Origin of the sequence: Protofrankia symbiont of Coriaria ruscifolia (assembly GCF_900634745.1) — a bacterium.
Lineage (GTDB): Bacteria > Actinomycetota > Actinomycetes > Frankiales > Frankiaceae > Protofrankia > Protofrankia californiensis.
In genome coordinates this window covers 40,698-67,380 of sequence record NZ_CAAAFR010000056.1, presented here as the reverse complement: position 1 = coordinate 67,380, position 26,683 = coordinate 40,698, and the positions used below count along the sequence as shown (strand labels likewise).

Here is a 26,683-nt window from a genome sequence, read left to right as displayed (position 1 = left end):
GCCAGGGCCAGCTCGCCGGCGGCGAGATCGGGCGTGGCCGCGGCGAGCAGACTCGCAACCACCTGCGGCAGATGGGACAGGGCAGCCATCGCCTGGTCATGCCGATCCGCGGTCGTGCGCACCGGCGTGGCGCCACAGGCATGGGCGATCGCGACCGTGGCCTCCAGCGCGGCCGGCGAGGTGTGCGGCAGCGGGCACACGACCCACGTCCGCTCGGCGAACAGGTCGGCACGGGCCGAGGCCGCGCCACCTCGCTCCCGTCCGGCGATCGGATGCGCCGGACACCACGCCGAGAGGTCACACCCCGCCTGCACGGCCTCGACGATCGGTCTGGCCTTCACGCTTGCGACGTCACTGACGGTTTCGGCGAGTCCGGCCCGCTGCAACCGCCGCAGTTCCCCCGCGACCGCGTGCGGGGGGACGGCGATCACCGCGTGCCTGACGGGTTCCCCGTGCCAGGGACGGCCGGCACCCATGACCTCGGCAACCTTCACCTGTTCGGCGTCGATGTCGGCCAGCAGGACGTCGACACCGCCGCCAGCCAATGCCAGCCCGATGCTGGTGCCGATCAGCCCGGAGCCGACGATCCCCACCCGAGGCGGTGGTGGCCGGTGTCGGGGGGATCGAGATGCGCCGGATGTGACAGCCACCGCGCCACCATAGTTCCCGGACAGGTCCTGGGTGTTTCCGCGGGTCGACCACGGTTTCTCCCGCGTTCTCCCGGGCCTTCTCCCCCTCCCTCCCCCCGCTGGGCCGGGTCGCCCAAGCCGAGGCCCGAGAACACTCCCCGCGACCCCGTTCGCGCCCGCAGGCACGTTCGCTGCCATAGCCGTGTTCGCCGCTGCAACGGCGTCCCTACAGGTCAACCGCGCGGTAGAGGGCGCCGACCTCGCCCCGCGACAGGTGCCGGGTCCGGCCCACCCGCAGCGAGCCGAGGTACACCGGACCTATCCGGGTCCGCACCAGCCGGCGCACGGGGTGGCCGACGGCGTCCATCAGGCGGCGCACCACCCGGTTGCGCCCCTCGTGCAATGTGATCTCGAGCATGACACGCGAACCGGCCGAACTGACGATCCGGACGGCGTCCACCCTCACCGGACCATCGGTGAGGTCGACACCCTGGCGCAACCGCCGGGGAACGTCCCGGCCGACCGGCCCGGCGATCTCGACCAGGTAGGTCTTGGCGACACCGAACGACGGATGCGACAGCCGGTGGGCCAGCTCCCCGTCGTTGGTCACCAGCAGCAGACCCTCGCTGTCGGCGTCCAGACGCCCGACGTGGAACAGCCCCGGGCCCGCGTCGGCGACGAGGTCCGCGACGGTCGGCCGGCCGCGGTCGTCCGACATCGCCGACAGCACTCCGACGGGCTTGTTCAACGCCAGGTGCACCAAGCCCGTCCTGGTCACAACGCGTTCACCATCGACCTCGATGATCGCGGTCTGCGGATCGACCCGCATACCCTGCGCTTCGACCACCCGGCCGTCTACCCGCACCCGACCCGCGGCGATCAGCTCCTCGCTGTGCCGGCGGGAACCGACTCCGGCCGCGGCAAGCACCTTCTGCAGGCGGACGCCCTCAGCGTTCGCGTCACCGGTTGTCATGGGCCTCCGCCCTGTCCGCGAGCCTGTCATGGGCTCTCAATGTCATCCACGTCGGCGATGCCGGGCAGCAGCGGGGCCAGCGGAGGCAACTCGTCGAGATGCCGCAGACCCATCCGTTCCAGAAAGTAGTCGGTGGTCCGGTACAGCGTGGCACCGCTGTCGGGGTCGGTACCGGCCTCCTCGACCAGCCGACGGGCGGTCAGGGTACGGATCACCCCGTCTGCGGACACACCCCGTACCGCCGAGATCCGCCCACGGCTGACCGGCTGCTGATAGGCGACGACCGCCAGGGTCTCCAGCGCCGCCTGGGACAGTTTCGGGCTCTGGCCGGCTAGGACGAAGCGCTCGACCCAGGAGGCGCACGCCTCGCTGGTGTAGAAACGCCAGCCGCCACCGATGTCACGCAGGCTGAAGCCACGGCCGTCGGCGATGTACCCCAGGGCCAGCTCGACGACGACACGTTCGATCTCGGCGGCGGGAACACCAAGGCATACCGCGATCTCGGTGATCGGGACCGGGTTCTCCGCGACCATCAGGATCGCCTCGACGAGAGCGGGCAACGGCGGTCGCGGTACGTCGCCGTCCACGCTCCGCCCACCCTCACCCGGGATGTCTGCCCCCACGGTTTCGAGATCGGCGACCGGATCCGCTTCCCCTGTCATCGCGGTCGTGATCCTCGTTTCCGGCTTCTGCCGATCTCGGCCTTGTCTGTGCTGTCAGTACTGTCGGTGCTCGCAGTACTGCCGGTGTTCCCGGTGCTGTCGGTGTCACTGCCGCCGTCAGGATCGTCGGCGCCGATGCCGGGGCTGTGCACACTGTGCACACTGTGCACGCCGGCCGCCGCACCCCGGACCGGCGTCGACTCCGCGGACCCCGAGGGCTCGGAATCGGCCACCCACCGTACTGTCAATTCTCCCAGGGGAACCTCCTGGGAGAAGGCGACCCGGCCTTCCCGGAAGAGCTCGAGGAGGGCGAGGAAACGCGCGACCACCTCGATTGTCTGCCAGCAGTCCGCGCACAGCGCCTGGAACGACGCGCTACCGACCTCGCGCAACTTCTCGATCACGGCGAGCATGTGCTCGCGGATGTTGATCCTCGGCAGGTGGACGTGGTCGGTGGCGACCTGCGGAGGCGGCGGAGGTTCCCGCAACCGTGCCGCGAGCCGGGCGAGCTCGACCGGTCCGATACCGATCTGCACCTCCGGGAGAGCCTGCGCATAGCGCGGTTCCAACGGCACGGCCCGGGGGACGTGGCGGGCTTCGAGGGCCATCAGGCCCACGAACAGAACCGACGCCTCCTTGTATGCCTTGTACTGCAGCAACCGGGCGAACAGCAGGTCGCGGGCCTCCAGCAGGGCGAGGTCCTCCGCCTCATCCTCGGAGATCGCCCCTGGCAGCAGACGGGCCGCCTTGAGGTCGAGCAGGGTCGCGGCGATCACCAGGAACTCGGTGGCCTGCCCGAGGTCGAAACCGGGGCCCAACCGACGGATGTGGGCCACGAACTCGTCGGTGACCTGGGAGAGCGCAACCTCGGTGACGTCCATCTTGTGCTTGGCGATCAGGGACAGCAGCAGGTCGAACGGTCCGCTGAAGTTGGCGAGCTCGACCACGAAGGCGTTGCCGGACCCGCCACGGCCGGTCGGCGCCGCAGCTTCGGACACCGTGACTTCGGGCACCAGCGCAGTCACGATCGGTCGAGGGGATGTCCCGGTACGTGCCATAACACGACGCTACCGCCGCCGCGTCGCGAGCCGTCCCGGACCGCACGTCCGTTCGAGCGGATCCCGCCGCCCGTGGGGTGCGGGGACGGCCGGGCGGACGATCTGAACCGCACGGACAATCCGAAGCAGGCGTTCAACCGAGGGCGACGTCGATGTTGACGATCCTGCCCAGACCCCGCAGCAGCGGCAGGATGAGCTGGCCGACGACCGAGGGGAACGACACGAACAGCACCGGCAGCAGGAGGATCACCAGCAGGATGACGATGCCGACGTTGTTCTCGCGAAGTTGGTAGTGGGCCCGGTGCCAGCTCGGCGTCTGCGGGCCGAGCAGGAACAGCACCCGCCCGCCGTCCGCGGGCGGGACCGGGATGAGGCTCAGGATGAACAACGACCCGAACGTGTCCGCCATCCACAGCAGCAGCCGGGCGGGAAAACCGCCCGCGCCAGCGACCTTCAGGATGCGGTCGCCTTCGGCGAGCAGGAGCGGTTCGGAGACGAACTTGAATCCGACGATCGAGACGAAGGCGAGCAGCAGGTAGGCCAGTGGACCGGCCAGCACCGCCGCGGCCACGTGGAACCGTCGTTTGCGCCACACGTCGTTCATGGGAATCGGCTCGGTCCATCCGACACCGGCGATGAGCATCGCGACCGCGCTGAAAGGGCTGACGCGGTGTTTCAGCGACGCTGTCAGGCGCCCGCTGCGCAGCGGGCTGGGATCCCGCAGCAGCCTTGCGGCAACGGCCTGCGCGCCGTCATGAACGTAGATCCCGATGAGGAGCGCGAGAACGATCCCCAGAAGCGCCGCGGGTTCGGCCAGGTAGAACAGCACGCCTCTACAGGTTCCTTATCCCGTCCCGATCCCGTCCTGCTTCCCGAACGTCCGCATCCCGATCACCGGCCGCCCCCGCTCGCCCGGCTCCTCACCCCGCCGCGGACCGGGTCGCATGCCTGGTCATCAGCTCGCGGGCCAGCCGCCGATATCCGTCCGCACCCACGGACGTGGGCGCGTAGGTGGTGATCGGCTCACCGGCCACGGTGGTCTCCGGGAAGCGTACCGTCCGGTTGATCACCGTGTGGAAGACCTCGTCCGGGAAGCGTTCCACCACCCTCGCCAACACTTCCCGTGCGTGCAGGGTCCGCGCATCGTACATGGTGGCCAGGATGCCGGCGAGTTCCAGGCGGGAGTTCAACCGGTCACGCACCTTGTCGATGGTGTCCAGCAGCAGGGCGACGCCGCGCAGGGCGAAGTACTCGCATTCCAGCGGCACGATGACGGCGTCGGCGGCGGTCAGGGCGTTCACGGTCAGCAGACCCAGGGACGGCTGGCAGTCAATGAGGATCATGTCGTAGACCGAGCGGACCGGTGCCAGGGCACGGGCCAGGGTGTGCTCCCGGCCGACCTCCGTGACGAGCAGCATTTCCGCGGCCGACAGGTCGATGTTGCTCGGCAGCAGATCCAGGCCGTCGACCTGGGTGGGGACTATCGCCTCACCGATCTCGGAGTCGGCGCCGATCAGGAGATCGTGCACGGTGCGTTCGAGCACCATCGGATTGATACCGAGCCCGACCGACAGCGCGCCCTGCGGGTCGAAGTCGACCAACAGGGTACGGCGACCGTATTCGGCGAGCGCGGCACCGAGATTGATCGTGCTCGTCGTCTTACCGACGCCGCCTTTCTGGTTGCACATGGCGACCACCCAGGCGGTCCCGTGAGTCGACAACGGAGGTGGTACGGGAAAGACGGGCAACGGGCGTCCGGTGGGGCCGATCTCACCGGCGTTCAGGCCGGAGGGGACGTCGGCACCGTCGAGTCGGCCGTCATCGGGCAGCACTGGATCCCCGACGGTCATCCGCCCGTACGGGTGGCGCACCTGGGCCGCCATCGGCGAAGTATCGGCGGTCATGTCGAGGGACCTGCTCCCTTCTTGCGGATCCGTACGCGGAGAGCAGAAGCGGACCGTCAGGAGCGTACCGACAGTTGAGCGGGAGCATGGCGCCGGGTAGGTCGCCCCGGCCCTCCACAGCCGATGTTCCGGTCCGGCACCAGCCGGGTTCCACCGGTAGTGACAGATAGCGCTTGGTAACAGTTAGTAGTGATACCAGGACGCGTTCCCGCCGGCGAGAATTGCCGGGCCGTTGCGAACAGTGATTGGCTGAACGCGCCTGGACAGCCAAAGGAAGAGCGATCATGTTTGTTTCGCGCACCCAGCGGCCTGGGCCCCTGGGTCACTGACGGTCGACGATGACGGGAGCATGGCGATGGGTTCGGCAGCGGGTTCGGTGACTGTGCGCGGCGTGGTGTCCCTCGAGAAGGGCGCCCCCGTCGTCCTGACCGAGATAGTCGTCCCCGAGCCGGGGCCGGGGGAGGCCCGGGTACGGGTCCAGGCGTGCGGCGTCTGCCACACCGATCTGCACTACCGTGAGGGCGCCATCAACGACGGCTACCCCTTCCTCCTCGGCCACGAGGCCGCCGGGATCGTCGAGGCCGTGGGCGACGGGGTCACCTCGCCCGTGCCCGGCGACTACGTGGTGATCGCCTGGCGGGCGCCCTGCGGGACCTGCCGCTCCTGCCTGCGAGGCAGGCCGTGGTACTGCTTCGACTCCCGCAACGCCACCCAGCCGATGACGCTGGCGGCCGACGGCCGGCAACTGTCACCGGCGCTGGGCATCGGGGCCTTCGCCGAAGCGACCCTGGTGGCGGCCGGCCAGTGCGTGAAGGTCGACCCGGCGGCACGCCCGGAGGCCGCCGGGCTGATCGGCTGTGGGGTGATGGCCGGTTTCGGCGCGGCGGTCAACACCGGTGGGGTCACCCGGGGTGAGACAGTCGCCGTGTTCGGTTGCGGAGGCGTGGGGGACGCTGCCATCGCCGGGGCGGCCCTCGCGGGCGCCAGAAAGATCATCGCGGTCGACGTCGACCCACGCAAGCTGGAATGGGCACGCCGGTTCGGCGCCACCCACACCATTGACGCACGTGACCTCGACCCGGTGGAGATGATCAGGTCGCTCACCGAAGGTAACGGCGCCGATGTGGTCATCGAAGCGGTCGGCCACCCGGAGACCTACCGGCAGGCGTTTTTCGCCCGGGATCTCGCCGGGCGGCTCGTTCTCGTCGGAGTCCCCGACCCGTCGATGACCATCGAGCTCCCGATGATCGAGGTGTTCAGCCGTGGGGGCTCGCTGAAATCGTCCTGGTACGGCGACTGCCTACCCAGCCGGGACTTCCCGATCCTGATCGATCTCTACCGGGCGGGTCGGCTCGACCTCGACGGGTTCGTGACCGAGACCGTGGGCCTCGGCGACGTCGAAGAGGCCTTCACCCGGATGCGGCAGGGCGGCGTGCTGCGCAGCGTCGTTAGGCTCTGACCGGCATGTACATCCAGCCCGCGACGGGCGCGTCCGATCCGGGATAGGTCCGCCGGTGACCGGTCCGGGCGAGTCGGGGATGATCGGTCCGGACGAGTCCGGTTGATCGGTCCGGGTGACCGGTCCGATTCACCCGGACGACCATAGGACGACGGGAACGGAGAACGCGTGGCGAGACACGACGGAGTGCGAGTCGATCGGATCATCACCCGTGGTGAGTTCCTGATCGACGGCCAGAGCTTCACTGTCGACAACAACATCTGGCTGGTCGGGGACGACAGCGAGGTACTGGTCATCGACGCCGCGCACGACCCGTCGGTGATCCTAGCCGCGATCGAGGGCCGCCGGGTGTCAATGATCGTAGCGACGCACGGTCACAATGATCACATCAACGCGGCCGTGGAGCTGTCCGACCGGGTGCAGGCCCCGATCGCCTTGTGCCAGGCCGACCTCATGCTCTGGGAGGCGGTCTACCCGGGTCGCCCACCGGACCTCCAGCTCGCCGACGGCCAGCAGATCCCGATCGCGCGAGACGGCCGGCTGCATGTCATGCACACCCCTGGGCACTCCCCCGGCGGCGTGTGCCTGTACGGGGTGATCGGAGGGGAACCGGTCCTGTTCAGCGGCGACACCCTCTTCCGCGGCGGACCGGGTGCCACCGGACGGTCGTTCTCCGACTTCCCGACCCTGCTGAACTCGATCAGAAGACGTCTGCTGATACTGCCGCATGAGACGGTGGTACACACCGGCCACGGCGACGACACCACCATCGGCACCGAGGCGCTCGAATACGATCAGTGGATCCTGCGCGGCCGCTGACCGGCCGTCCGGACAGCTCGTCGACTTCCTCCGTCGTGGTCGAGTTCCTCCATCATGCTCCAAAAACCTGGTCCTGCCGGTCATGGACACGGACTTCTCTTACATGTTGTAATCGGCTCATGGATCAGGGAGCCGACCTGACGGCGCGGCTTTACGTGGACCTGGTACGCGTGTCCAGCGCCACCTGTCGCTGACACTCGACGACGGACCCGGCGACGGCGCCGAGGATTTTCCGTCCATCACGGGCAACCTTTACCACGGTCTGCGACGATTCGTTTGCAAATCTGTTCCAGGGTCGGCGGAATATGTGCCGTGGAGTCAGTCGACGTCCATCCGATGACACCCGGTCGTACGTGGCTGTTCAGTTGACCGACCATCTTCTCCATGACCCCGACGATATTTTCCGATACCTGGGATTCGAATCCGACAGCCGGGGATCCAGCAGCCGGGGAAATCGTGTCCCCCGTCGCTTCTCCACGCACCTCCGGTGAACCGTTGTTCCCCGTTCGACGCCCGTGCACGCCCAATCACCTCGAGCAACACCTCAGACAAGCTGCCAGAAACACGAGTTGTCAGGAACAGTTGAAGGGACGGACCGTGAGTACTGTTACCCACCTCGACGCACGATCGGCCGGCGATCTGGCCGTCCGACCGTTGCAACCGACCATCGGCGCGGAGATCAGCGGTGTGGACCTGCGGTATCCGCTGGCCGACGAGGTCCGCGACGAGATCAAGTCGACGATCCTGAAGTACAAGGTCGTTTTCTTCCGTGACCAGGAGCTGACCCGCGAGGAGCACGAGGCGTTCGCCCGGCGGTTCGGTCCGCTCTACCCGCATCCAAGCGCGAAGAAGAACGATGCCGGCAGGGACGACGCCGGCAAGGTCACCCCGATTCACCGGATAGCGGCGGCAGACCTCAAGGATTATGAGCGGGCCCGCGCCGCGGCGAACGTCGACGACAGCTGGGACCCCTATCACTCCGACACGAGCTGGCGGCTGGTGCCGACCTGGGGGGCCGTGTTGCGCGCGATCACCATACCCGATACCGGTGGTGACACCGTCTGGGTCGACGCCGGGCTTGCCTACGACGGGCTGTCCGACGACGTGAAAGACCGTCTCGCCGGTCTCCACGTCGCCCATGACTTCCGCGCCGCGCTGAACGGCGTGGGCCACGACTACCCGATCGTGGCACACCCGATCGTGCGGGTGCACCGCGAGACCGGCGAAAAGATTCTCTGGGTGAATTTCACCCAGCGACCCTCGATTCTCGGGCTCGACAGGTCGGAAAGCAAAGAACTACTGACGCTCGTTCTGGACCAGTACCGGAAGCCAGAACACCAGGTCCGGTTCTCCTGGCGGCCCGGATCGATCGCATTCTGGGACAATCGCGCCACCGTCCATTACGGAGTACGCAACTACGGCGACTTTCCGCGACTGCTGGAGCGGATCCTGGTCGCCGACGAGCCGCTCTACGCCGATCTGTAATCCGGTCGGCTTCCGTCACCGTCACGGGCCGCCTGATCCTTTCCGGCGGCCCGGGCGGTGATGACACATGGTGACCTGGATCAGGTGGTGCGGAGGATGCGGGCCTGATCCGGGATCACTGCTTCCGGTGCGCCGGCGGACGCCCGCCCGTCCGCCCCGTTGAACTCCGCCCACATCCGCGCATACCGGCCACCGGCCCGGAGCAGCTCGGTATGGGGGCCCTGCTCGACGACTCGACCGGCGTCCATCACCACGACCCGGTCGGCGCGGGCGGCGGTGGTGAGCCGATGCGCCACCACCAGCGTGGTCCGCCGGCGCGCGACCCGCTCGGTGGCCTCGGTGACCGCAGCCTCCGTGGCCAGGTCAAGGGATGCGGTGGCCTCGTCGAGGAGCAGGATGTCGGGATCGGCCAGTTCCGCCCGCGCGAGAGCCAGCAGTTGACGCTGCCCGGCCGACAGGCCCCGGCCGCGCTCCCCGATCGGGTGGAGGTACCCCCCGGGCAACCGTACGATCATGGCGTGCGCCCCGACGGCACGGGCGGCGGCCTCCACCTCGGCATCGCCTGCCTCCGGACGGGCGTAGGCGATGGCGTCACGCACGGTCCCGGAGAACAGGAACGGTTCCTGCGGGACCACTCCCAGCCGGTGGCGATAGCCCGCGAGATCGAACCGGGTCACGTCGGTACCGTCGACCCGCACCACGCCGCCGGTCGCGTCGTAGAAGCGCGCGACCAGTTTGACCACGGTGGACTTCCCGGCGCCCGTCTCCCCCACCATGGCGACGGTCTCCCCGGCCGCCACGTGCAGGTCCACCCCGTCCAACGCGGGGCGGTCTGCGCCGGCGTAGCGGAACCGGACATCGTCGAGCACGATCTGTCCGGCAAGTCGACCGACCGGCGCCGGATCCGGGGACGCCGGGGTGGACGTGGGTGTGCGCAGCAGGTCGGACAGGCGTCGAAGACCCACCTTCGCCTGCTGGTAGCCGTCGAACACCTGCGACAGCTGCTGGATCGGGGAGAAGAACAGGTTGATGTAGAGCAGGTAGGCGATCAGTCCGCCGGTGGTCAGCGACCCGGACGCGACCAGCCCGGCACCGGCGCCGAGGACGAGCGCGGCAGCCAGCTCCGAGCAGAACTCCATGAACGGGAAGTAGAGGGCGATCAGACGCTGCGAGCGCATCCGCGACAGCCGGTACCGTTCGGCCAGCGCGCGAAAATCGGCCTGGTTACGCTCCTGCCGGCGGAATGCCTGCACCACCCGGATGCCGGCCAGGTTCTCCTGCAACGCGGCGTTGACCGCGCTGACCCGCTCCCGTGAGTCGGTGTAGGCGGCCGAGGACTTCGCCCGGAACACCAGCGTAACGCCGACACCGACCGGAAGCATGGGGAGCACGACCAGCGCCAGGTGCGCGTTCAGCACGACCAGCGCGATCCCGATCCCGGCGAACGACGCGACGGCTACCACCGCGGTCGTCAGACCCGTCTGCAGGAACGTCGACAGGGCGTCCACGTCGGTGGTCATCCGGGTCATGATCCGGCCGGAGAGCTCACGTTCGTAGTAGTCCAGGCCGAGCCGCTGAAGCTGGGCGAAGGTCTTCACCCGCAGGACGAACAGGAGCCGCTCCCCCATCCGCCCGGTCACCCGGGCCTGGACGACCTGCGCGCCCCAGGCCGCGAGGACCACGGCCAACGCCACGGCGGAGATGGCGAACAGCACCGACCCGGCACCCGTGGACACACCCGCGTCGACGCCGTGGCGCACCAGCGCGGGCATGGCCAGGCCCGCAACCGCGTCCAGGGCGACCAGCAGCAAGCCGAAGGCGAGCAGTCCGCGTACCGCGCGTAGGAGACGGCGCAGCGAGAACGCCGGGTCGGGCGCCGCGGCGTCGGTTTCGCTCACGCGAACCGGCTCAGTCGCGGGCGGGAGCTCCTCCACCCGCGCGAGCAGCTCGGGGGTGGCCGGGGCGTCGGCGAAGGGACCCCCGCCGAACCCTGCTCCCCGGCCGCCGCGCACGGCGCCGATCGACCGCGGTCCGTCCGGGCCGGCGGCCACGCGACGGTCGGAGATCGGCCGTGGACGGGGCGTGGCCACATCGACAATCATGATCGGCTGGTCGACGCCTGACCGGTCCTGGTCGGTGCCCGTCCGCTCCTGGTCGGTGCCCACCCGGTCGAGGCTCGGTCCGGACAGCAACAACGTGTACAGCGGGCACCGGGCGGTCAGCTCCTCGTGGGTGCCGACGTCGACCAGGCGGCCGGCGTCGACAACCGCGATCCGGTCGGCCAGGTGGAGCGTGGAACGACGATGAGCGATCAGCAGGGTGGTCCGCCCCCGCATGATCTGCCGCAGGGCCGCGTGGATCTCGGCCTCGACCCGGACGTCGACCGCGGACGTCGCATCGTCCATGATCAGAACGGGTGGGTCGGTGAGCAGGGCGCGGGCCAGCGCGATCCGCTGGCGCTGCCCGCCCGACAGCGTCAGCCCCTGCTCGCCCACGACCGTGTCGTAGCCATCGGGAAGATCCCGGATGAAGCCGTCCGCCCAGGCAGCCCGCGCCGCGGCGAGGATCTCGGCGTCGCCGGCGTCCGGACGGCCGTAGGCGATGTTGGCGCGGACCGTGTCGGAGAACAGGAAGCTGTCCTCGAACACCATCCCGATCTGGGCTCGCAGCGACGCCAGGGCCAGCTCCCGGACGTCGTGGCCGTCGATGCGTACGGCACCGGAGTCGACGTCGACGTCGTAGACACGGGACAGCAACGCGGCCACCGTCGACTTGCCCGACCCGGACGCCCCGACCAGGGCGATGGTCTGACCGGGCTCGACCCGCAGGCAGAATCCGTCGAGCACCGGACGATCCCGGGTGTAGCCGAAGGTGACGTTGTCGAATTCGATCGCCCCCCGGACCCGCCCGAGACTGATCGCCCCCGGTCGTTCGGTCACGACCGGACGGGTGTCGATGACCTCGAAGACCCGGATGGCGCTGGCCCGGGCCTGCTGTCCGACCGTCAGCAGGTTCGCGAGCATGCGCGTCGGCGCGACGAGCTCACCGAGATAGGTGCTGAAGGCGAGGAAGGTACCCAGGCTGATGCTGCCGCGCAGCGCCAGCCATCCACCCAGCGCCAGCACCCCGACCTGCCCGACGGCCGGTACCGCGCCGAGGGCCGGCATGTACCGGCTGGTGATGGTCACCGCGCGCATACGCAGCGAGAACAGGGTGCGGGCGGACGCGGTGAGCCTGGTCAGCTCCCGGTCCTCCTGCCCGAATCCCTTGACCACCCGCACGCCGGCGACTGCCTCGTCCACCACCCCGGCGACCTCACCGGCCTGCTGCTGGGCCGCCCAGGTCGCCGGGAAGACGGTCAGCCGCGCCCGCAGCCCGATGAGGAGCAGCAGCGGTCCGACGGCGAGGGCGAGCAGGGTGAGCAGCGGGGAAAGCGCCATCATGATCACAATGGCGATCACGAGCAGCAGGAGGTTGCCACTCAGCCACGGCAGGTACGACAGCAGTCCCTGGATGGCGGTGACGTCCGAGATGGACCGGCTGACGATCTGGCCGGTCCGCATCGCGTCCTGGCGGACGCCGTCGAAACGCGCGAGTGCGGCGAACACCGCGTCCCGCAGGTCGTACTGGACGTCCAGGGCGAGACGTCCGCCGACAAAGCGGCGGACGAAGCTCGCGGCGAAGCGCAACGCTCCGGCGGCGAGCAGCGCGACCACATAGGGCGCGAGCGGATGCCGGTGATCGACCACGACGTTGTCGACCACCCCGCGTTCGATCAGTGGAGTGATCGCGGCAAGCACGGTTGCGAACACCGCCGCGCCGAAGGCCAGGGCGACGTTGCGCCGGTACCGGAGGACATGCCCCGCCAGCCGGCGCAGCCAGCGTTGCTGGGACGCCGGCTGGCGGGCTGACCGTGGCCACGGCCGGGCGGAGCCGTCATGGTCGGACGGGTTGCTGTTCGCGCGAATCTCCCGGGTGGCTTGGTCGGGGCAGCCTTCACCTCAACCATCCCGGGAGATCGTCGCTTCCCTGATGGTTCCCGTCCGGCCGGTGCCCCCTCGGCGCCGGCCGGACGGTCGAGTGTGCGGCCCCTGCCGTCAGGACCGGATCGTCGGTGGCGGGCTGGCTGCCGCGCCGACCATACCCGCGCCCGCCGGCGGCGCCCCGGTGGTCTCGGTGGCCGGTGGCAGCGCGCTGCCCGCGGTCCACCGCTGCCAGGAGATCGACCACTCGTTGCCGAGCTGGGAGGTGTCCGGGGGACGCCCGGTGTTCCGCACGTCAACGATGTCGCCCACCCGGCTGAACCGGTAGAACCACTCGGCGTCCGCCGGCGAAGCGTTCACGCAGCCGTGCGAGACGTTGTCCTCCCCCTGCGCGCCGACCGACCACGGCGCCGAGTGGACGTACTCGCCTCCGCTGGTGAACTGCACGTTCCACTGGACGGTCTCGTAGTAATAGTCCGGATCACCCTTTGGAATGCCGACCGTCGCGGAGTCCATTATCACCGTCGGGGCGGTGCCGAGGACGTTGTGGGGGCCGCTCATGGTCGGTGACGAGGACTTGCCGAGACTGACCGCCAGGGTCCGTTGCAGGACGCCGTCCCGATATACCTTCATCGTGTGGGTCGCGGCGTCGACGTAGCTGATCTGGGCCGAACCGATGACGAAATCCATGCCCCGGTCCTTCACCCCGAACCGCTTGCCGCCGACGTCCAGACCGGCGAGGTTCGCCTCGACGTGGACCCGGGTCCCCGACTTCCAGTACTGCTGCGGGCGCCAGCGCACGACACGGTCCGACGCCCAGTTCCAGGCACCGTTGACCGCTGGATCGGTGGTTACCGCCAGACGCCGCTGAACGGCCGCCCGGTCGGAAACCGGTGCACTGAAGGTCAGCGTGATGGGTGTTCCTATGCCGACGGTCTGCCCGGCGATCGGTTCCCACGACACCTTGAAGGATTTCTCCGGATTTGCCGTGGTGAAGGTGGCTGCCGCGTCCGTGGTGCCCGATATGCCATTCACCGCGGACGTCTTCGCCGACACCTGGTACTGCGTGTCGGCGAAGAGCCCGCCGGTGGACGTCCAGCTCCTGCCGTCCGTGGAAAGCTGACCAGCCAGCACACCGGCGGTGCTGTCCTGCGATTTGCTTGCGCCCCGCGCCACCGTCACTGATTGCAATGGGGCGTTGCTCCGCACCACCACGATGCTGGTGAGTGCCACGTCCCGGGAGCGGTCCGAAGGTGTGATGACGATCTGTGGTGCCGTCGCGGTCGGCGCGGTGAGACCGGGAGCCGAACTCCCGTCCGACCGGGGCGAACACGAGGTCAGAGCGATACAGGCGAGTATCGCCGCGCCGACCGTCGATATGAGCGGTCGATGCGAGGTGGATACGCCCCGCAGGCGGAGCCCCCATACCTCGTGAGATCCCCGAAGATCTACCCGGCCAAAGGAGGCGCGATTATATCCCTTTCCGCGTGCCCGGAGACCCCGGACATCCATCCGTCCAAAGGGCGCCCGGTCACAGCCCTTATCGCGCACCCGGGGGCCTTGCGGATCGGACGATACCTGACCGGCCGCGGAACGAGAGGCCGAGGTGCGGCGGACCGGGACGCGAACCCGCCCCATTGGCAGACCCGTCTTGAGTGACTCCCACTCATTCACAGCCGGACCGTACCCAGTGGCCGGACCGATGACGCATTGATCATTGAAATGACCGGTGTCAAACGGACGACGATAACCATTGGTACAACATTCGAATGCGGAGAGTAGCCTTCCCCGCGAGTGCTTCATAGCCCCTCCCTCATCAGCCCGTCCGACGCTTGAGTGCTTTCAAAGGTTGCGTCCGGTCGACGACCGATTTGGACGACCGGGGCAGGACACGTCCCATCCGTGTCGGGAAGTCACGACCAGTCACCCGAACGGAGCGCGGGTAACGTCGCCTCGTGCGGGCGCACCGGACGACAGTCCGGCCCGAAAAAGGTCCCGATCCCCAACCGCGGAGGCGCGATGGCAATCGTTCTCGGTCGTAACCAGTACGGAAAGGCGGAAATCAGGCTCGTCCACGTCGACCGTTCGACACCGGTTCACCGGATCAGGGACATCAGTGTCTCGTCGGCGTTGTGGGGGGACTTCACCGGCGCGCACGTCGACGGGGACAACAGCCGCATACTCACGACCGACGCCCAGAAGAACACCGTCTACGCCTTCGCCCGCCAGCACGGTGTCGGAAAGATCGAGGAGTTCGGCCTGCGGCTCGCCCGGCACTTCGCCGGATCCGGTCCGTGGGTCACCGGCGCGCGGGTGGAGATCGAGGAATACGGCTGGCAACGGATCGAGGTCGGCGGCGGAGGGCACGACCACGCATTCTCCCGCACCGGCGGCGAATACCGGACGACGGCGGTGACTTTCGACCGGGACACACCGCACGTTGTCTCCGGGATAGCCGGCCTGATCGTACTGAAGTCGACCGGATCAGAATTCCGGGGATTCATGCGGGACAGGTATACCACACTGGCCGAAACGGACGACCGTGTCCTGGCGACCGAGATCACCGCCCGCTGGCGATACACGAACGCCGACGTCGAATTCGACAGACTCTTCCCAAGCATCCGGGCGACACTGCTCGAGACGTTCGCCCGGGTACACAGCAGCGCGCTGCAGCAGACACTATATGCCATGGGCCGGGAGGTCCTCACCGCGTACGCCGAAGTGGCTGAAATCCGGATGTCCATGCCGAACAGGCACCACTTCCCGGTCGATCTTACGCCCTTCGGGCTGGATAATCCCAACATTGTCTTTCATGCGGCCGACCGGCCGTACGGGAAGATCGAGGGAATTGTGCTGCGCGACGACGCGCCCCCGCAGGGATCGGCCTGGCTGGCGATTCCGGGCTTCTGCTGACCCGGGAATCCGCCTGACCGGAACCGCCCGGCCGCGCCCGGAATCTCCTGCCCCAGCGGTCGGCGCAACGAAGCGAATGAATCGAGCGAAGAAAGCGAAGAGAACGAAGAAAGCTGATGTAGATGAAACAGGTGGCGCGGGCGTGGGAGGTTCAGGAGTGCGACGGGCGCACCGCCGCCAGCCGGAGAAGATCCCCGGCCGTGACCGCCAGGCGCTCGGCGGCACTGCCCCTGTTGACCGCGAGCGCCATCAGGCCCGCGGCATCGACGTAGACGACGAGCTCACCTGGAGACACCGAGGAGAAGGTGACCCCGAACAGGACTGTGGCCACCAAGGCACCCACGGCGATCCGAACCATGCGGCCGGGCCGCATCCCGGCCGAAGCCAGCAGGGCCGCGTCCGCGGCCAACTGGACATTGCCATAGGTGTCGACGGTGAGCACCTCGGTCTCGGCTACTTTCTCCACGGCGGTCGTACCGTGACGGTCACCATCGACGGGGCCGGCACCGGCCGCACGAGCACCGGCCAGGCGATCATCGGCCGGACGGGCGTCGACCAGGCGATCATCGGCCAGACGGGCGTCGACCAGGCGGGCGTCGACCAGGCGGGCGACCGGTGGCGTAAGCCGTACCAGCCTGCGTGGATCCACGGGCTCACCGAGTGAGTCCGGATCCCGGCCGGTTGCGACAGCGGCGGCGGCGGGCGCGAACACGTCCCGCCCGTGGAAGGTCGCCGGCACCCCGTGCGGGACGGCCAGCGCCACCGCGGAGCGCACCCCGCCGAGCACGTCGGCCGCGGGCGGCAGCAGTCCGTTGTCCGGGCCGACGAGCACTCCCCGCGGGGTGGACACGACCAGCGCCCGCCGGGAGGTACCAACTCCCGGGTCGACGACCGCAAGGTGCACCGCGACAGGCAGGTGACCGACCGTCTGGGCGAGCACGACCGACCCTCGCCGCACGTCGCCGGCAGGCACCAGGTGGCTGATGTCGATGACGTGTACACCGGGAGCGTGACGCAGCAACACCCCGTGGCAGGCCGCCACGAACCCGTCAGCAAGTCCGTAGTCGGTCAGGAAGCTCACGTAACCCACATGATCCACACCCACGTGATCCACATCGTCCACGCGGGATCCCGCGTCACCCATGTCAGACCGCGTCATCCACGCGATCGGGTTGCGTGGTCGACCCGCTCGGCGGCGTCGACGTCCCAGCCCTCCCCGTCGACGACGCCGTCAACAACCTCATGGTGGGCTGGTTGCAGGGCCGGTGGCGGCCTGTCCGCGGACCGGCGCGACGCGACGTACAGGGACGGGCTCTCCCGCGGGACCGGCGGGCCGCCGTTGGCGAAGACCACCGCCAGCCACGGCATGACAACAGCGATGATCACGGCACCGAACCGCAGCCAGCCGTGCAGCGCGACCACGGCGAGGATCAGGCAGACGGTACGGAACATCATCGAGATCACGTATCGGCGCTGGCGTCGCCGGATCTCCTCCGGGCGGGACGGCACCGCACGGGTGATCAGAACAGCGTCGCCCTTCCGCCTGATCCGCACTGGTTCACTTCCCGTCGTCGGGACAAGCCCCGGATGCCTGCCCAGTGTGCGCCACAACAGGCCGCAACGCCCGTACAAGCATGCCCGCCGTCCGGCCGCCGGAACAATTCCCGGCGACCAGCCGGGGCCGGACGAGCTGGCGGAGGATGCCCATGAAGCCTGACGGCTCGTTCATGCGTTGAAAGGGGTATACAGCGCCCGAGCCGGACGCGACAGCGCGCAAGCGGCTCCCGCTGGTGCTCGCCCGGATGTCACCACAGGCAGGAGCAACCATAGATGATCTCAAAGGCCAGCCTTCACCGGAGCACCCGGCGACATCTGTCGACCTCGGCGCGCTCCGGGCCGCCCCGGGAAACCCCGCCCAAGCCCGCGCCCACACCTCCGCCGAAGTGGCGCCGCTGGCTGCTGCCCATCGGCTTCGTGATCACAGCGGCCCTGCTGTTCGCTCCCAGCCTGTTCCCGAAGCAGACGACCTCATACAGCTTCACCCAGTTCACGCAGCAGGTGGACACCGGCAAGGTACAGGCTGTCACCATCAACGACAAGGGTGGCGTCACCGGAACACTCAAGGACGGGACCAGCTTCACCTCCCAGGTCCCGACAGCGCTGAACACCCAGGGAGTTCTCGACCGCATGGAGTCGAAGAACGTCGAGGTGAAGGCCACCCGGACCGGGACGTCCTTCCTGTCGGTCCTCCTGAGCTTCCTGCCGCTGCTCCTGCTGGTCGGGTTCTTCCTGTGGACCGGCAGGCAGGCCCAGCGTTCCCTGGCCGGCGGGCTCGGCGGCATCGGCCGGTCCCGTACGAAGATCGTGGATGCCGAACGTCCGACCACCCGGTTCGCCGACGTGGCCGGCTACGAGGGCGCGAAGCAGGAGGTCAGCGAGGTCATCGACTTCCTGCGCAACCCTGAGCGCTACCGGCAGGCAGGGGCGAGGGGACCAGGTGGGGTGCTCATGGTAGGTCCGCCCGGCACCGGCAAGACGCTGCTGGCCCGCGCGGTCGCCGGCGAGGCCGAGGTGCCGTTCCTGTCGGTGAGCGGCTCCGGATTCGTCGAGATGTTCGTGGGGGTCGGCGCCTCCCGCGTCCGTGACCTGTTCAGCGAGGCACGCAAACGTGCCCCGTCCATCATCTTCATCGACGAGATCGACGCGATCGGCGGCAAGCGGGGGTCGGGCCTGCTCGGCGGCAGTCACGACGAGCGTGAGCAGACCCTCAACCAGCTGCTCGCCGAGATGGACGGATTCGACCCGGCCGAAGGCGTGGTCGTCCTCGCCGCCACCAACCGGCCCGAGACCCTCGACCCGGCGCTGCTGCGCCCCGGACGCTTCGACCGGCAGGTCACCGTCCCGCTGCCGGCCCAGAGCGAACGGGCCGCCATCCTCGCGGTGCACAGCCGGGGTAAGCATCTCGCCCCTGACGTGGACCTGTCCGTGGTCGCCCGCGGCACCCCGGGATTCTCCGGCGCGGACCTGGCCAATCTGGTCAACGAGGCGGCGATCCACGCCGTCCGGGACGGGCGCAACGTCATCACGGCCAGGGATCTCGACGCCGCCCGCGACCGGATCATCCTGGGCCGCCGAGACGCGACCAACGTGTTGCTGCCCGAGGAGAAGCAGTCGGTCGCCGTGCACGAGTCCGGGCATGCGCTGGTCGCCGCGCTGTCCCCGCACGCCGACCCGGTCTCGAAGATCACGATTCTGCCGGCCGGGATGGCGCTCGGCGCCACCCAGCAGCTACCCGAGGACGAACGGCACCTCTACACCGAGGGCTACCTGTACGACTCCCTCGCGGTACGCCTTGGTGGGCGGGCCGCGGAGCTGATCGTGTTCGGCCAGGGTTCGACCGGGGCCGCCAACGACCTGGCCAGCGCCACCACGCTCGCCACCAGGATGGTGCGCGAGTTCGGCCTGTCCTCCGTCCTCGGACCGGTGGGCTACAGCTCGGGCAGCCCCCAGTACCTCGGCAGCGAGGAACTCGTCTCCCGGCCGTACTCGGAGGAGACCCAGCGGATCATCGACTCGGAGGTGGCCCGGCTGCTGCGGGAGGCCGAGGAACAGGCCGTGAAGCTGCTGCACGCACATCGCGAGGCGCTCGACGCGCTCACCGGCATCCTGCTGGAGCGGGAGACCGTGGACGGCAGCGTCCTGGACGACGTCCTGCGCGACCACGCTTCTGCCAGCACCTCTGATACCGGTGGTGCGGCCACTGATACCGGTGGTGCGGCCGTCGGGGCCCGTGGTGCGCGGCCCGAGCAGGCTCCGCCACGACCCGCCGACCTCGGCGTGGCCGGCCCCACGCAACATACGCAGCGGAAGCCGTAGGTAGTTCCAGTCGTCATGGCGACGGTTTCCACCTACGGCTTTCCGTGTCCGTAGGGCGGGACGAGGACGCCGGGGTTGAGCAGGCCGGCAGGGTCGAGAGCGTGCTTCACGGCCGCGATCACGGCCAGCTCCGCCGGCGACCGCGACAGGCCCACCCAGGCCATCTTGGCCCGCCCGACACCGTGTTCGGCGCCGATGCTGCCGCCGTCGGCCGCGGCCCGGGCGAGGATCGCTTCGGTGAGGCCCTCCCGTCCACGGGCGTCGTCGCGATCCAGCCCGGTGACGTTGACGTGCAGGTTCGCCTCGGCAAGGTGGCCCCACAGATGCAGCCGGGCGGACGGCGCCATCGCCCGCACGAGGCCGCGCAGGTCGTCGACGAACGCGGACATCCGCGTGAGCGGGACCGCGACGTCAAGCTTGAGCGGGACGCCGACGGCGTTCACGGCCGCGGTGTGCCCCTCACGGTAGGTCCACAGTCGCTCCCGATCCGTGGCAGTGGTAGCGACCACCGCGTCCAGCACGCCGGTGGCGGTCTCGACCGCCGCGGCGAGGTCGCCGGTCGGGTCGGTGGACCCGACGCACTCCATCAGCAGGTACGGAGTGTCCGGCGGGAACGACCGGCCGGGGAACGGAGCCAACCGGCCCTGGTGGGCACACACCAGGTCGACGCCACCACCGAAGACCAGCTCGACGGCGTCCAGGGAGGCCACCGTGGCCCGCAGCAGGGCGACGAGATCGACCGCGGCAGGCAGGTCCGCCATGGCGAGCAGGGCGGTGGTCCGCGCGGCGGGCAGCCCGACCAGCCGCAGCTGGACCCTTGTGATGATCCCCAGGGTGCCTTCGCTGCCGACGAACAGCGACGGCAGGTCATAGCCGACGTTGTCCTTGGGCAGGCCCGAGAGCCGCCGCACCACGGCGCCGTCGGCCAGCACCACCTCGAGCCCGGCCACCTGGCCGCGGGTCATCCCGTGGCGCAGCACCCGCTCACCGCCGGCGTTGGACGCGGCGATACCACCGACGGTGGCCGAATCGCGTGCGGCGAAGTCGACGCCGATGCCGTAGCCGGCCGCGCGCACGTGCGCCTGGACGTCCGCGAGGGTCACCCCGGCCCCGGCCGTCACCAGGCCCGCGGCGGCGTCCACCGGTTCGATCGAGGTGAGCCGGCGCAGGCTGAGCACCACCGCCCCCGCCGCCACGCCAGCCGGCACCGAGCCACCGACCAGGCCGGTGTTGCCGCCCTGGGGCACCACGGGCATGCTGTGCCGGCCGCAGATCCGCAGCACGGCGGCGACCTGCTCGGTTGTTTCGGGGCGGACCACGGCCGCGGCCCGCCCCTGGAAGGCGCCCGTCCAGTCGGTTTCGTAACTCACGGTGATGTCTGGGTCGGTGAGGACGTGGGCGGCACCGAGCACGTCGACGAGATCTGTGATCAACACTCATCCATCATGCTGGGCCCTTGGAGCGCGGTGGCGGTGGCATAACGGCACGGCGCCTTACCACCAAGCTGTGTCGCAAAGTTCATGTCATGGACGAGCGGCCGTCCGCGATCTATCCCCGGAGCTTGGGACCGTGATGTCGTGCGCGTCGCAGTGATCACTGAGTCTTTCCTGCCGCACGTCGACGGCGTGACCAACTCGGTCTGCCGGGTGCTGGAGCATCTGCGACACCGCGGCCACGAAGCGCTCGTCATCGCGCCCGCGGCCGGCACGCGTGCGCCGGCGGCCGACCCCGACGTCTATGCCGGCGCCCCGGTACTGCGGGCGCCGTCGGTTCCGCTGCCAGGATATCCGGCGTTCCGGGTGGCGACTCCATGGCCCCGTCTCGTCAGCGTCCTCGCGGACTTCCGGCCGGACGTCGTGCATCTGGCGGCCCCGGCGGGGCTGGGCGCACAGTCCGCGTTCGCCGCATGGCGGCTCGGGCTGCCGAGCGTGGCCGTGTACCAGACCGACTTCGCCGGCTTCGCCGCCCGCTACGGGCTCGCCCAGGCCGAACGTTCCATCTGGCGGTGGGTGGCCACCGTCCACCGCCTCGCCGGGCGGACGCTGGCACCGTCCTGGCCCGCGGTCGACATGCTGCTGCGCCAGGGCGTCCACCGGGTTGCCCGCTGGACGCGCGGGGTCGACCTGGAGCGGTTCAACCCGTGCCACCGCAACCCGGCCCTGCGCCACGATCTCGCCCCCGACGGGGAGGTACTGGTCGGCTACGTGGGCCGGCTCGCCAGGGAGAAGCGGGTGCACCTGCTCGACGCGGTCCAGGACCTCCCGGGGATGCGGCTGGTCATCGTCGGTGACGGTCCGATGCGACCGGCCCTCGAACGGCGCCTGCCCCGGGCGACCTTCCTGGGATTTCGCTCCGGAGCGGAGCTGGCGACGATCTTCGCGAGTCTCGACGTGTTCGTCCACACCGGCTCCCACGAGACGTTCTGCCAGGCCGCCCAGGAGGCCAAGGCCAGTGGTGTCCCGGTGGTGGCGCCCGCCGCGGGCGGCCTGCTCGATGTGGTCGACGACGGGCACACCGGGATGCACTTCATGCCGGACTCCCCGGCCGCGCTGGCCGACCGCGTCGCCACGCTCGTCGCCGACGCCGGCTGGCGGGCGGCCATGGGCCTCGCCGCCCGCCAGTCCGTCACGGGCTGCGGATGGAACGCCATAGGCGATGAGCTGATCGGTCATTACCAGGACGTCCGCGGCCTTGGGATGGGGCATGTCGGGGGCGGCGCCCTGCGGTCGCGGACTGTTCTCGCCCGCCGTATGACGCGCTGCCATCGGGCTGTCGGCCACGACCGGCACGACCGGTACCGGGAGGACCGGTACCGGGAGGACGACAGCTACGGCGGCAGCTACGGCGACGGCGGCGACCGGGTCCGGACATACCACGACGAGGATGGGAGCACCCGGTGAAGATTGTCCAGGCGGCCAACTTCGTTGCGCCCCACTCCGGTGGCATCCGCACCACGCTGCGGCACCTCGCCGCCGGGTACGCCGCGGCCGGGCACGAGGTCGTCCAGATCGTTCCCGCGGAGCAGGACGGCGTCCGCCGCACCCCGGACGCAACCGTGGTCACCATGCGTGCACCCCTGGTACCCGGCACCGACTACCGCGTCCTGACCGACCCGTGGCGGGTCATCCGGCTGCTGGACGCCGAGGCACCCGACCGCGTCGAGGTCCACGACCGGGCGACCCTGCGACCGCTGGGCCGGTGGGCCCGCCGGGCCGGGGTGGGGTCCGTCGTGGTCAGTCACGAACGCCTCGACCGGCTGCTGAACCTGTGGACGCCCCGCCCGCTGCGCGGGGTGCTGCCGGTCCGGGCCGCCGCCGACCGCTCCAACGCCGCGCTCGCGCGATCGTTCGACACGGTGGTGACCACCACCGCGTGGGCGGGGGAGGAATTCCGTCGTATCGGTGCGACCAACCTGCGCCGGATTCCTCTGGGCGCCGATCTCGACCGCTTCCACCCCGACCGCTACGACACGTCGCTGCGGCGGGCCTTCGCCCGCGACAGCGAGGTGCTGCTGGTGCACGCCAGCCGGCTGTCACCGGAGAAGCGGGGCGACACCGCCGTGGACGCCCTGGCCGAGCTGGTCCGCCGCGGCGTCCCCGCCCGCCTGGTGATCGCCGGTGACGGCCCGACCCGGGGCCGCCTCACCCGGCGCGCCTCGGGCCTTCCCGTGATCTTTCTCGGTTTCGTCGCCGACCGTCACCGGCTCGCGTCCCTGCTGGCCACCGCGGACACGGTCCTCGCCCCCGGTCCGGTGGAGACGTTCGGACTGGCCGCGCTGGAGTCGATGGCCAGCGCAACCCCGGTCGTGGTCCATCACGGCAGTGCGCTGGCGGAACTCGTCGTGCCCGGCACGGGGATCGTGGCCGCGGGCAGCGGCTGGACCTTCGCCGACGGCATCGAGGATCTGCTGGCCCTTGACCCGCTCGCCCGCAGGCGGGCCGCGCGGGCCCGCGCGGAGCAGTTCCCGTGGAGCGTCACCGTCGACGGCTTCCTCGCCGCCCACAAGCTGGACCCGGCCACCGGCCACCATGGGCAGCACCCTGCGGACGAGCGTAACCACGACGCCAGCCGTGCCGCATGACATCACGATGAACATCACCACGAACATCGCGACGCGCATAGCGACGACCCGCCAGGACACCACGACTACCTGCTTCGTGGCGCTCGGCGACAGCATCACGGCCGGGCTGGGCGACGGTGTGAGCATGGGCCGCTACCGTCGGGACCACGCGGCGCGGGCGCTGGCTGGGCGCGGCTGGGCCGCCATGCTCGCCGCCTGCCTGGCCCCGGCCGGACAGGTCCGGTTCGCCAACCTCGCGACCACCGGAGCGACCACCCGTGACGTCCGCGAAACGCAGATCCCAGTGGCCCTCGCGCTGCGTCCACAGATCGCGAGCCTCGTCGCGGGCATGAACGACCTGCTCTCCCCGGGGTTCGATCCGTTACGCCTGCGCCACAACCTGGTGTGGAGCGTCCGGGACCTGCGCGCGGCCGGCGTCCTGGTGCTCATGGCACGGCTGCACGACCCAGGGCGCCTGCTGCGCCTGCCCCGTCCGGCGCGCCGGCTGCTCACCACGCGGATCGGGCGGCTCAACGCGGCGGTGGACGCCGCGGCCGCGGCCGACCGGGGGGTCCTGGTCATCGACCTGGCGCGCCATCCCGAGGTCTACCGGCTGTCGACCTTCGACGTCGACCGTGTCCACCCAGGCCCGCGGGGTCACCAGCTGATGGCCCGCGCCTTCGCCGAGGCGCTGCGGGAGGCTGGGGTGCCCCTGCTGGCCCTTCCAGCGGTGGGACCGCCCGCGACGCCCAGCCGGCTTGCCCACGCCGGCTGGATGGTGTCGGTGGGCCTGCCGTGGCTGCTCGCCCGCCCGGCCTCGCCGCTGCGCCGCCAGGTCCGGCGCATCATGGCGGGCCATCGTGCCGGGCGTACCAGCACCAGCCGTCACCTCCAGCGCATCGTCACAACCGGCGGCCAGGCCCAGCCCGAGCGCACGCAACCGCACACGGGTGCCGTGACGGTGCACGCGGGTGCTGTGCCGGCTCTACCAGGGACGATCAGCCCGTTGCCAACCGTCGACCGGATGTGACCCCCAGCAATCTCCGCCGAGGACCGTCGCAGGACATGGCCACCATTCCTTACCGTAGGCATCGTGATTTGCGGCCAAGCTGCCTCGCCCCGCTCAGGGGCACTCATCGGATGGGGTAACGCGTGGCTTGCCGGGCTCGTGAGCACCGACGAGGCGATCACCGAGATCCTCGAGGGTTCGGGCGGGCCGGGCGCCCCCCACACCATCGACGGCGAAGGGCTCGCACTGGGTCTCGGCCGGCTACGGACCGTCGGCGCGCAACGGCTGCGGCTCGTCCTGCCCGTGCCCGGTGATGTCAGCGGCCTGCCCGGACCCGCGGAAACCAACCAGGAGGCCCTGGCCGCCGGAGAGGCGGTTGTCGTGCTGGGCCCCGTCCCCCCGCTGCTCCTGGTGCCTTCCGTGACCGCGCACGGCCCGGCCGTCGAAGGCGGTCTGGAGTCGGTGCACTGGCGCTCGGCGACGGGTCACCGCGTCCCGCCACCGCCGTCCCCGCTGAGCGCCGCGGAACACGAGCTCAACGACGCCATCCGGACGGCGACGGCCGCGCTGCTCCACCTCGACCGGGCGAAGGTCGATCCGGACGCGCTCGCCGCGCTGCGCGAACGCCACGCGGACGAACCGACGCTCCTGCTCCCTCCAGGCTATCCGCCGTCCGCGCACGCGTTGTTGGCACGCGCGGGACGGATCGCGAGCCTGATCGATCTGGCCGCCCGCGACGACGGGGCGGCGGTCACCGCCGAGGAGATCGAGCGTCGCTCGACCACGTTGCGGGGGCTGTCCGCGGCGGTCCGCCGGGCCTGCGAGTCGGCCTACGACGCCTTCGACCCCTCGCAGTCCCTCGCCCGGTAGTCCCCCGCTCGACGGGCGCCCCGTTGCGACCGGATCCGGTGCCTGTGCGGCCACCGAGCCCGCGGCCGGGCACGCCATGCGCAGGCTCAGGTCAGTTCGGGCAGGCTCCGGTCAGTTCAGGCGTGGGCAGAAGTGCCCGGACGGATCATCCGGGCGTCCGCAGAGCACGCACGAGGGACGACCGGCCGCGACGATGCTGCGGGCCCGTTGGACGAACGCCTTCGTCTGGTCCAGGGACAGCGAGACCTCGAGCGTGTCGAGCTCGGCGTCCGCGTCGAGCCGGCGCGCTCCGCCCGCGGCGAGCCCGGCGGCCTCGACAAGCACCCGTTTACCGTCCCAGGACACCGTGAGCCGGCCGAGATGGAAGTCCTCCTCGAACGGAGCATCCAAAGGCGCGAGGTCGACATCGACATCGCGGGCCTCCGGCAGTTCGCCTCCGACCCGGCGAACCTGGCCGAGCAACGTCGTGAGCCCTTCGGCAAGGGCGTTGACCTCGGCCTTCTCCAAGCCGACGGTTACGACCTGTCCTCGTGAGCTGGCCTGTAGGTAGAAGTCACGTTCACCGGGCTGGCCGACGGTTCCGACCACGAAACGGTCTGGCGAGTCGAACACGTGCCGCTGCCGCTGGTACACCTCGTCCCTCCTGGCGGTCCGTTGTGTCGGTGAACCGGACCGCAGCCCATCTGCCCACCGATTCCCCCAGCCGACGATCGGCGTGCCGTCGTCGTCTGTGGGGACTGGCCGTCTCCCTCGTAAACCTGCTACGTCAGTGAACGTCTTATCCCCTGAGATTCGTCCCCGGCAACGTCAGAGACGTCCAACGTTATGGACATCATTGTGGACCGTGACGCTGTCATGGACGTCATGGCGGGCACTGTCATGTGTGTCGAGCCGGCCGTCAGGCGCGTCGGGTCCGCGACCGGCGGTGTCCCGGTCGGGCTCCTCGTCCGCTGGGACGCCGGCCGCGGCCGGCGTCCCAGCGG

Annotated in this window: 22 protein-coding genes; 10 read left to right on the top strand and 12 right to left on the bottom strand. The window is 69.9% G+C overall.

Annotated features, from left to right (window positions below; all coding sequences use genetic code 11):
- The 6 genes from CV1CTNOD_RS08590 to CV1CTNOD_RS08565 form a co-directional block, all read right to left on the bottom strand.
- The coding region (locus tag CV1CTNOD_RS08590; protein ID WP_131785641.1) for a prephenate dehydrogenase at positions 1-650 on the bottom strand (650 nt) is incomplete at its 3' end.
- A gap of 205 nt (positions 651-855) precedes the next feature.
- Positions 856-1,602, bottom strand: coding sequence for a pseudouridine synthase (locus CV1CTNOD_RS08585; RefSeq protein WP_207386269.1), 747 nt, complete (start codon positions 1,600-1,602; stop codon positions 856-858).
- 26 nt (positions 1,603-1,628) lie between these two features.
- Positions 1,629-2,264 (bottom strand): SMC-Scp complex subunit ScpB, encoded by a 636-nt coding sequence (gene scpB, locus CV1CTNOD_RS08580; RefSeq protein ID WP_131785611.1) that lies wholly within the window; start codon positions 2,262-2,264, stop codon positions 1,629-1,631.
- Positions 2,261-3,322, bottom strand: coding sequence for a segregation and condensation protein A (locus tag CV1CTNOD_RS08575; protein ID WP_131785610.1), 1,062 nt, complete (start codon positions 3,320-3,322; stop codon positions 2,261-2,263). The genes scpB and CV1CTNOD_RS08575 overlap by 4 nt, the downstream gene beginning before the upstream one ends.
- A gap of 133 nt (positions 3,323-3,455) precedes the next feature.
- Positions 3,456-4,151, bottom strand: coding sequence for a Zn-dependent membrane protease (locus CV1CTNOD_RS08570; protein ID WP_131785609.1), 696 nt, complete (start codon positions 4,149-4,151; stop codon positions 3,456-3,458).
- Between the two features lie 91 nt (positions 4,152-4,242).
- On the bottom strand, positions 4,243-5,226 hold the full coding sequence (locus CV1CTNOD_RS08565) for a ParA family protein (RefSeq protein WP_131785608.1): 984 nt from the start codon (positions 5,224-5,226) through the stop codon (positions 4,243-4,245).
- Between the two features lie 355 nt (positions 5,227-5,581).
- On the opposite strand from CV1CTNOD_RS08565, the gene CV1CTNOD_RS08560 reads away from it, so the two are divergent.
- From CV1CTNOD_RS08560 to CV1CTNOD_RS08550, 4 genes are all read left to right on the top strand, one after another.
- Positions 5,582-6,685, top strand: a complete 1,104-nt coding sequence (locus tag CV1CTNOD_RS08560; protein ID WP_131785640.1) for an S-(hydroxymethyl)mycothiol dehydrogenase — start codon at positions 5,582-5,584, stop codon at positions 6,683-6,685.
- A gap of 168 nt (positions 6,686-6,853) precedes the next feature.
- Positions 6,854-7,504 (top strand): MBL fold metallo-hydrolase, encoded by a 651-nt coding sequence (locus tag CV1CTNOD_RS08555; protein ID WP_131785607.1) that lies wholly within the window; start codon positions 6,854-6,856, stop codon positions 7,502-7,504.
- 119 nt (positions 7,505-7,623) lie between these two features.
- On the top strand, positions 7,624-7,698 hold the full coding sequence (locus tag CV1CTNOD_RS28175) for a putative leader peptide (RefSeq protein ID WP_431607091.1): 75 nt from the start codon (positions 7,624-7,626) through the stop codon (positions 7,696-7,698).
- 403 nt (positions 7,699-8,101) lie between these two features.
- Positions 8,102-8,989: a TauD/TfdA dioxygenase family protein gene (locus tag CV1CTNOD_RS08550; protein WP_131785606.1), complete on the top strand. Its 888-nt coding sequence runs from the start codon at positions 8,102-8,104 to the stop codon at positions 8,987-8,989.
- An 80-nt stretch (positions 8,990-9,069) separates the two neighbouring features.
- Here the strand turns inward: CV1CTNOD_RS08550 and CV1CTNOD_RS08545 are convergent, their stop codons facing one another.
- Together CV1CTNOD_RS08545 and CV1CTNOD_RS08540 are read right to left on the bottom strand one after the other, a co-directional pair.
- Positions 9,070-12,801, bottom strand: coding sequence for an ABC transporter ATP-binding protein (locus tag CV1CTNOD_RS08545; RefSeq protein WP_242606503.1), 3,732 nt, complete (start codon positions 12,799-12,801; stop codon positions 9,070-9,072).
- 285 nt (positions 12,802-13,086) lie between these two features.
- The gene (locus CV1CTNOD_RS08540) at positions 13,087-14,205 is read right to left on the bottom strand and encodes a L,D-transpeptidase (RefSeq protein WP_347402912.1); all 1,119 of its coding nucleotides are present in this window, start codon (positions 14,203-14,205) and stop codon (positions 13,087-13,089) included.
- Between the two features lie 786 nt (positions 14,206-14,991).
- Between CV1CTNOD_RS08540 and pucL the strand changes: the two genes are divergently transcribed.
- Positions 14,992-15,885 carry a factor-independent urate hydroxylase gene (gene pucL, locus CV1CTNOD_RS08535; RefSeq protein WP_131785603.1) on the top strand — a complete coding sequence of 298 codons (894 nt, stop codon included), beginning with the start codon at positions 14,992-14,994 and terminating at the stop codon, positions 15,883-15,885.
- A 151-nt stretch (positions 15,886-16,036) separates the two neighbouring features.
- Here pucL and CV1CTNOD_RS08530 read toward each other — a convergent pair whose 3' ends face one another.
- Both CV1CTNOD_RS08530 and CV1CTNOD_RS08525 read right to left on the bottom strand, forming a co-directional pair.
- On the bottom strand, positions 16,037-16,975 hold the full coding sequence (locus tag CV1CTNOD_RS08530) for an SAM hydrolase/SAM-dependent halogenase family protein (protein WP_131785639.1): 939 nt from the start codon (positions 16,973-16,975) through the stop codon (positions 16,037-16,039).
- Positions 16,976-17,040: 65 nt separating this feature from the next.
- Entirely contained in the window at positions 17,041-17,439 is a 399-nt protein-coding gene (locus CV1CTNOD_RS08525) for a DUF3099 domain-containing protein (protein WP_242606502.1), read from the bottom strand.
- A 276-nt stretch (positions 17,440-17,715) separates the two neighbouring features.
- On the opposite strand from CV1CTNOD_RS08525, the gene ftsH reads away from it, so the two are divergent.
- On the top strand, positions 17,716-19,761 hold the full coding sequence (gene ftsH / locus CV1CTNOD_RS08520; protein WP_242606501.1) for an ATP-dependent zinc metalloprotease FtsH: 2,046 nt from the start codon (positions 17,716-17,718) through the stop codon (positions 19,759-19,761).
- A 32-nt stretch (positions 19,762-19,793) separates the two neighbouring features.
- Here ftsH and CV1CTNOD_RS08515 read toward each other — a convergent pair whose 3' ends face one another.
- A complete protein-coding gene (locus CV1CTNOD_RS08515; RefSeq protein WP_131785602.1) occupies positions 19,794-21,197 on the bottom strand; it encodes an FAD-binding oxidoreductase in 1,404 nt (467 codons plus the stop codon).
- 141 nt (positions 21,198-21,338) lie between these two features.
- On the opposite strand from CV1CTNOD_RS08515, the gene CV1CTNOD_RS08510 reads away from it, so the two are divergent.
- The 4 genes from CV1CTNOD_RS08510 to CV1CTNOD_RS08495 all read left to right on the top strand — a co-directional run bounded on the left by CV1CTNOD_RS08510 (position 21,339) and on the right by CV1CTNOD_RS08495 (position 25,700).
- Positions 21,339-22,661 carry a glycosyltransferase family 4 protein gene (locus CV1CTNOD_RS08510; RefSeq protein ID WP_165485387.1) on the top strand — a complete coding sequence of 441 codons (1,323 nt, stop codon included), beginning with the start codon at positions 21,339-21,341 and terminating at the stop codon, positions 22,659-22,661.
- Positions 22,658-23,842, top strand: coding sequence for a glycosyltransferase (locus CV1CTNOD_RS08505; protein WP_131785600.1), 1,185 nt, complete (start codon positions 22,658-22,660; stop codon positions 23,840-23,842). The genes CV1CTNOD_RS08510 and CV1CTNOD_RS08505 overlap by 4 nt, the downstream gene beginning before the upstream one ends.
- A 7-nt stretch (positions 23,843-23,849) precedes the next feature.
- Positions 23,850-24,851, top strand: a complete 1,002-nt coding sequence (locus CV1CTNOD_RS08500) for an SGNH/GDSL hydrolase family protein (protein WP_131785599.1) — start codon at positions 23,850-23,852, stop codon at positions 24,849-24,851.
- Positions 24,852-24,914: 63 nt separating this feature from the next.
- Entirely contained in the window at positions 24,915-25,700 is a 786-nt protein-coding gene (locus CV1CTNOD_RS08495) for a hypothetical protein (RefSeq protein ID WP_131785598.1), read from the top strand.
- Positions 25,701-25,811: 111 nt separating this feature from the next.
- Here CV1CTNOD_RS08495 and CV1CTNOD_RS08490 read toward each other — a convergent pair whose 3' ends face one another.
- Positions 25,812-26,333 carry a DUF3090 family protein gene (locus tag CV1CTNOD_RS08490; RefSeq protein WP_131766286.1) on the bottom strand — a complete coding sequence of 174 codons (522 nt, stop codon included), beginning with the start codon at positions 26,331-26,333 and terminating at the stop codon, positions 25,812-25,814.
- Positions 26,334-26,683 lie beyond the last annotated feature (350 nt).

What these genes read in the sequence shown, in the direction of transcription:
- pucL (WP_131785603.1), top strand. Translation starts at nt 14,992, where the DNA reads ATGGCAATCGTTCTCGGTCGTAACCAGTACGGAAAGGCGGAAATCAGG.
- CV1CTNOD_RS08565 (WP_131785608.1), bottom strand. Translation starts at nt 5,226, where the DNA reads ATGACCGCCGATACTTCGCCGATGGCGGCCCAGGTGCGCCACCCGTAC.
- CV1CTNOD_RS08575 (WP_131785610.1), bottom strand. Translation starts at nt 3,322, where the DNA reads ATGGCACGTACCGGGACATCCCCTCGACCGATCGTGACTGCGCTGGTG.
- scpB (WP_131785611.1), bottom strand. Translation starts at nt 2,264, where the DNA reads ATGACAGGGGAAGCGGATCCGGTCGCCGATCTCGAAACCGTGGGGGCA.
- CV1CTNOD_RS08585 (WP_207386269.1), bottom strand. Translation starts at nt 1,602, where the DNA reads ATGACAACCGGTGACGCGAACGCTGAGGGCGTCCGCCTGCAGAAGGTG.
- CV1CTNOD_RS08500 (WP_131785599.1), top strand. Translation starts at nt 23,850, where the DNA reads ATGAACATCACCACGAACATCGCGACGCGCATAGCGACGACCCGCCAG.
- CV1CTNOD_RS08560 (WP_131785640.1), top strand. Translation starts at nt 5,582, where the DNA reads ATGGGTTCGGCAGCGGGTTCGGTGACTGTGCGCGGCGTGGTGTCCCTC.
- ftsH (WP_242606501.1), top strand. Translation starts at nt 17,716, where the DNA reads ATGATCTCAAAGGCCAGCCTTCACCGGAGCACCCGGCGACATCTGTCG.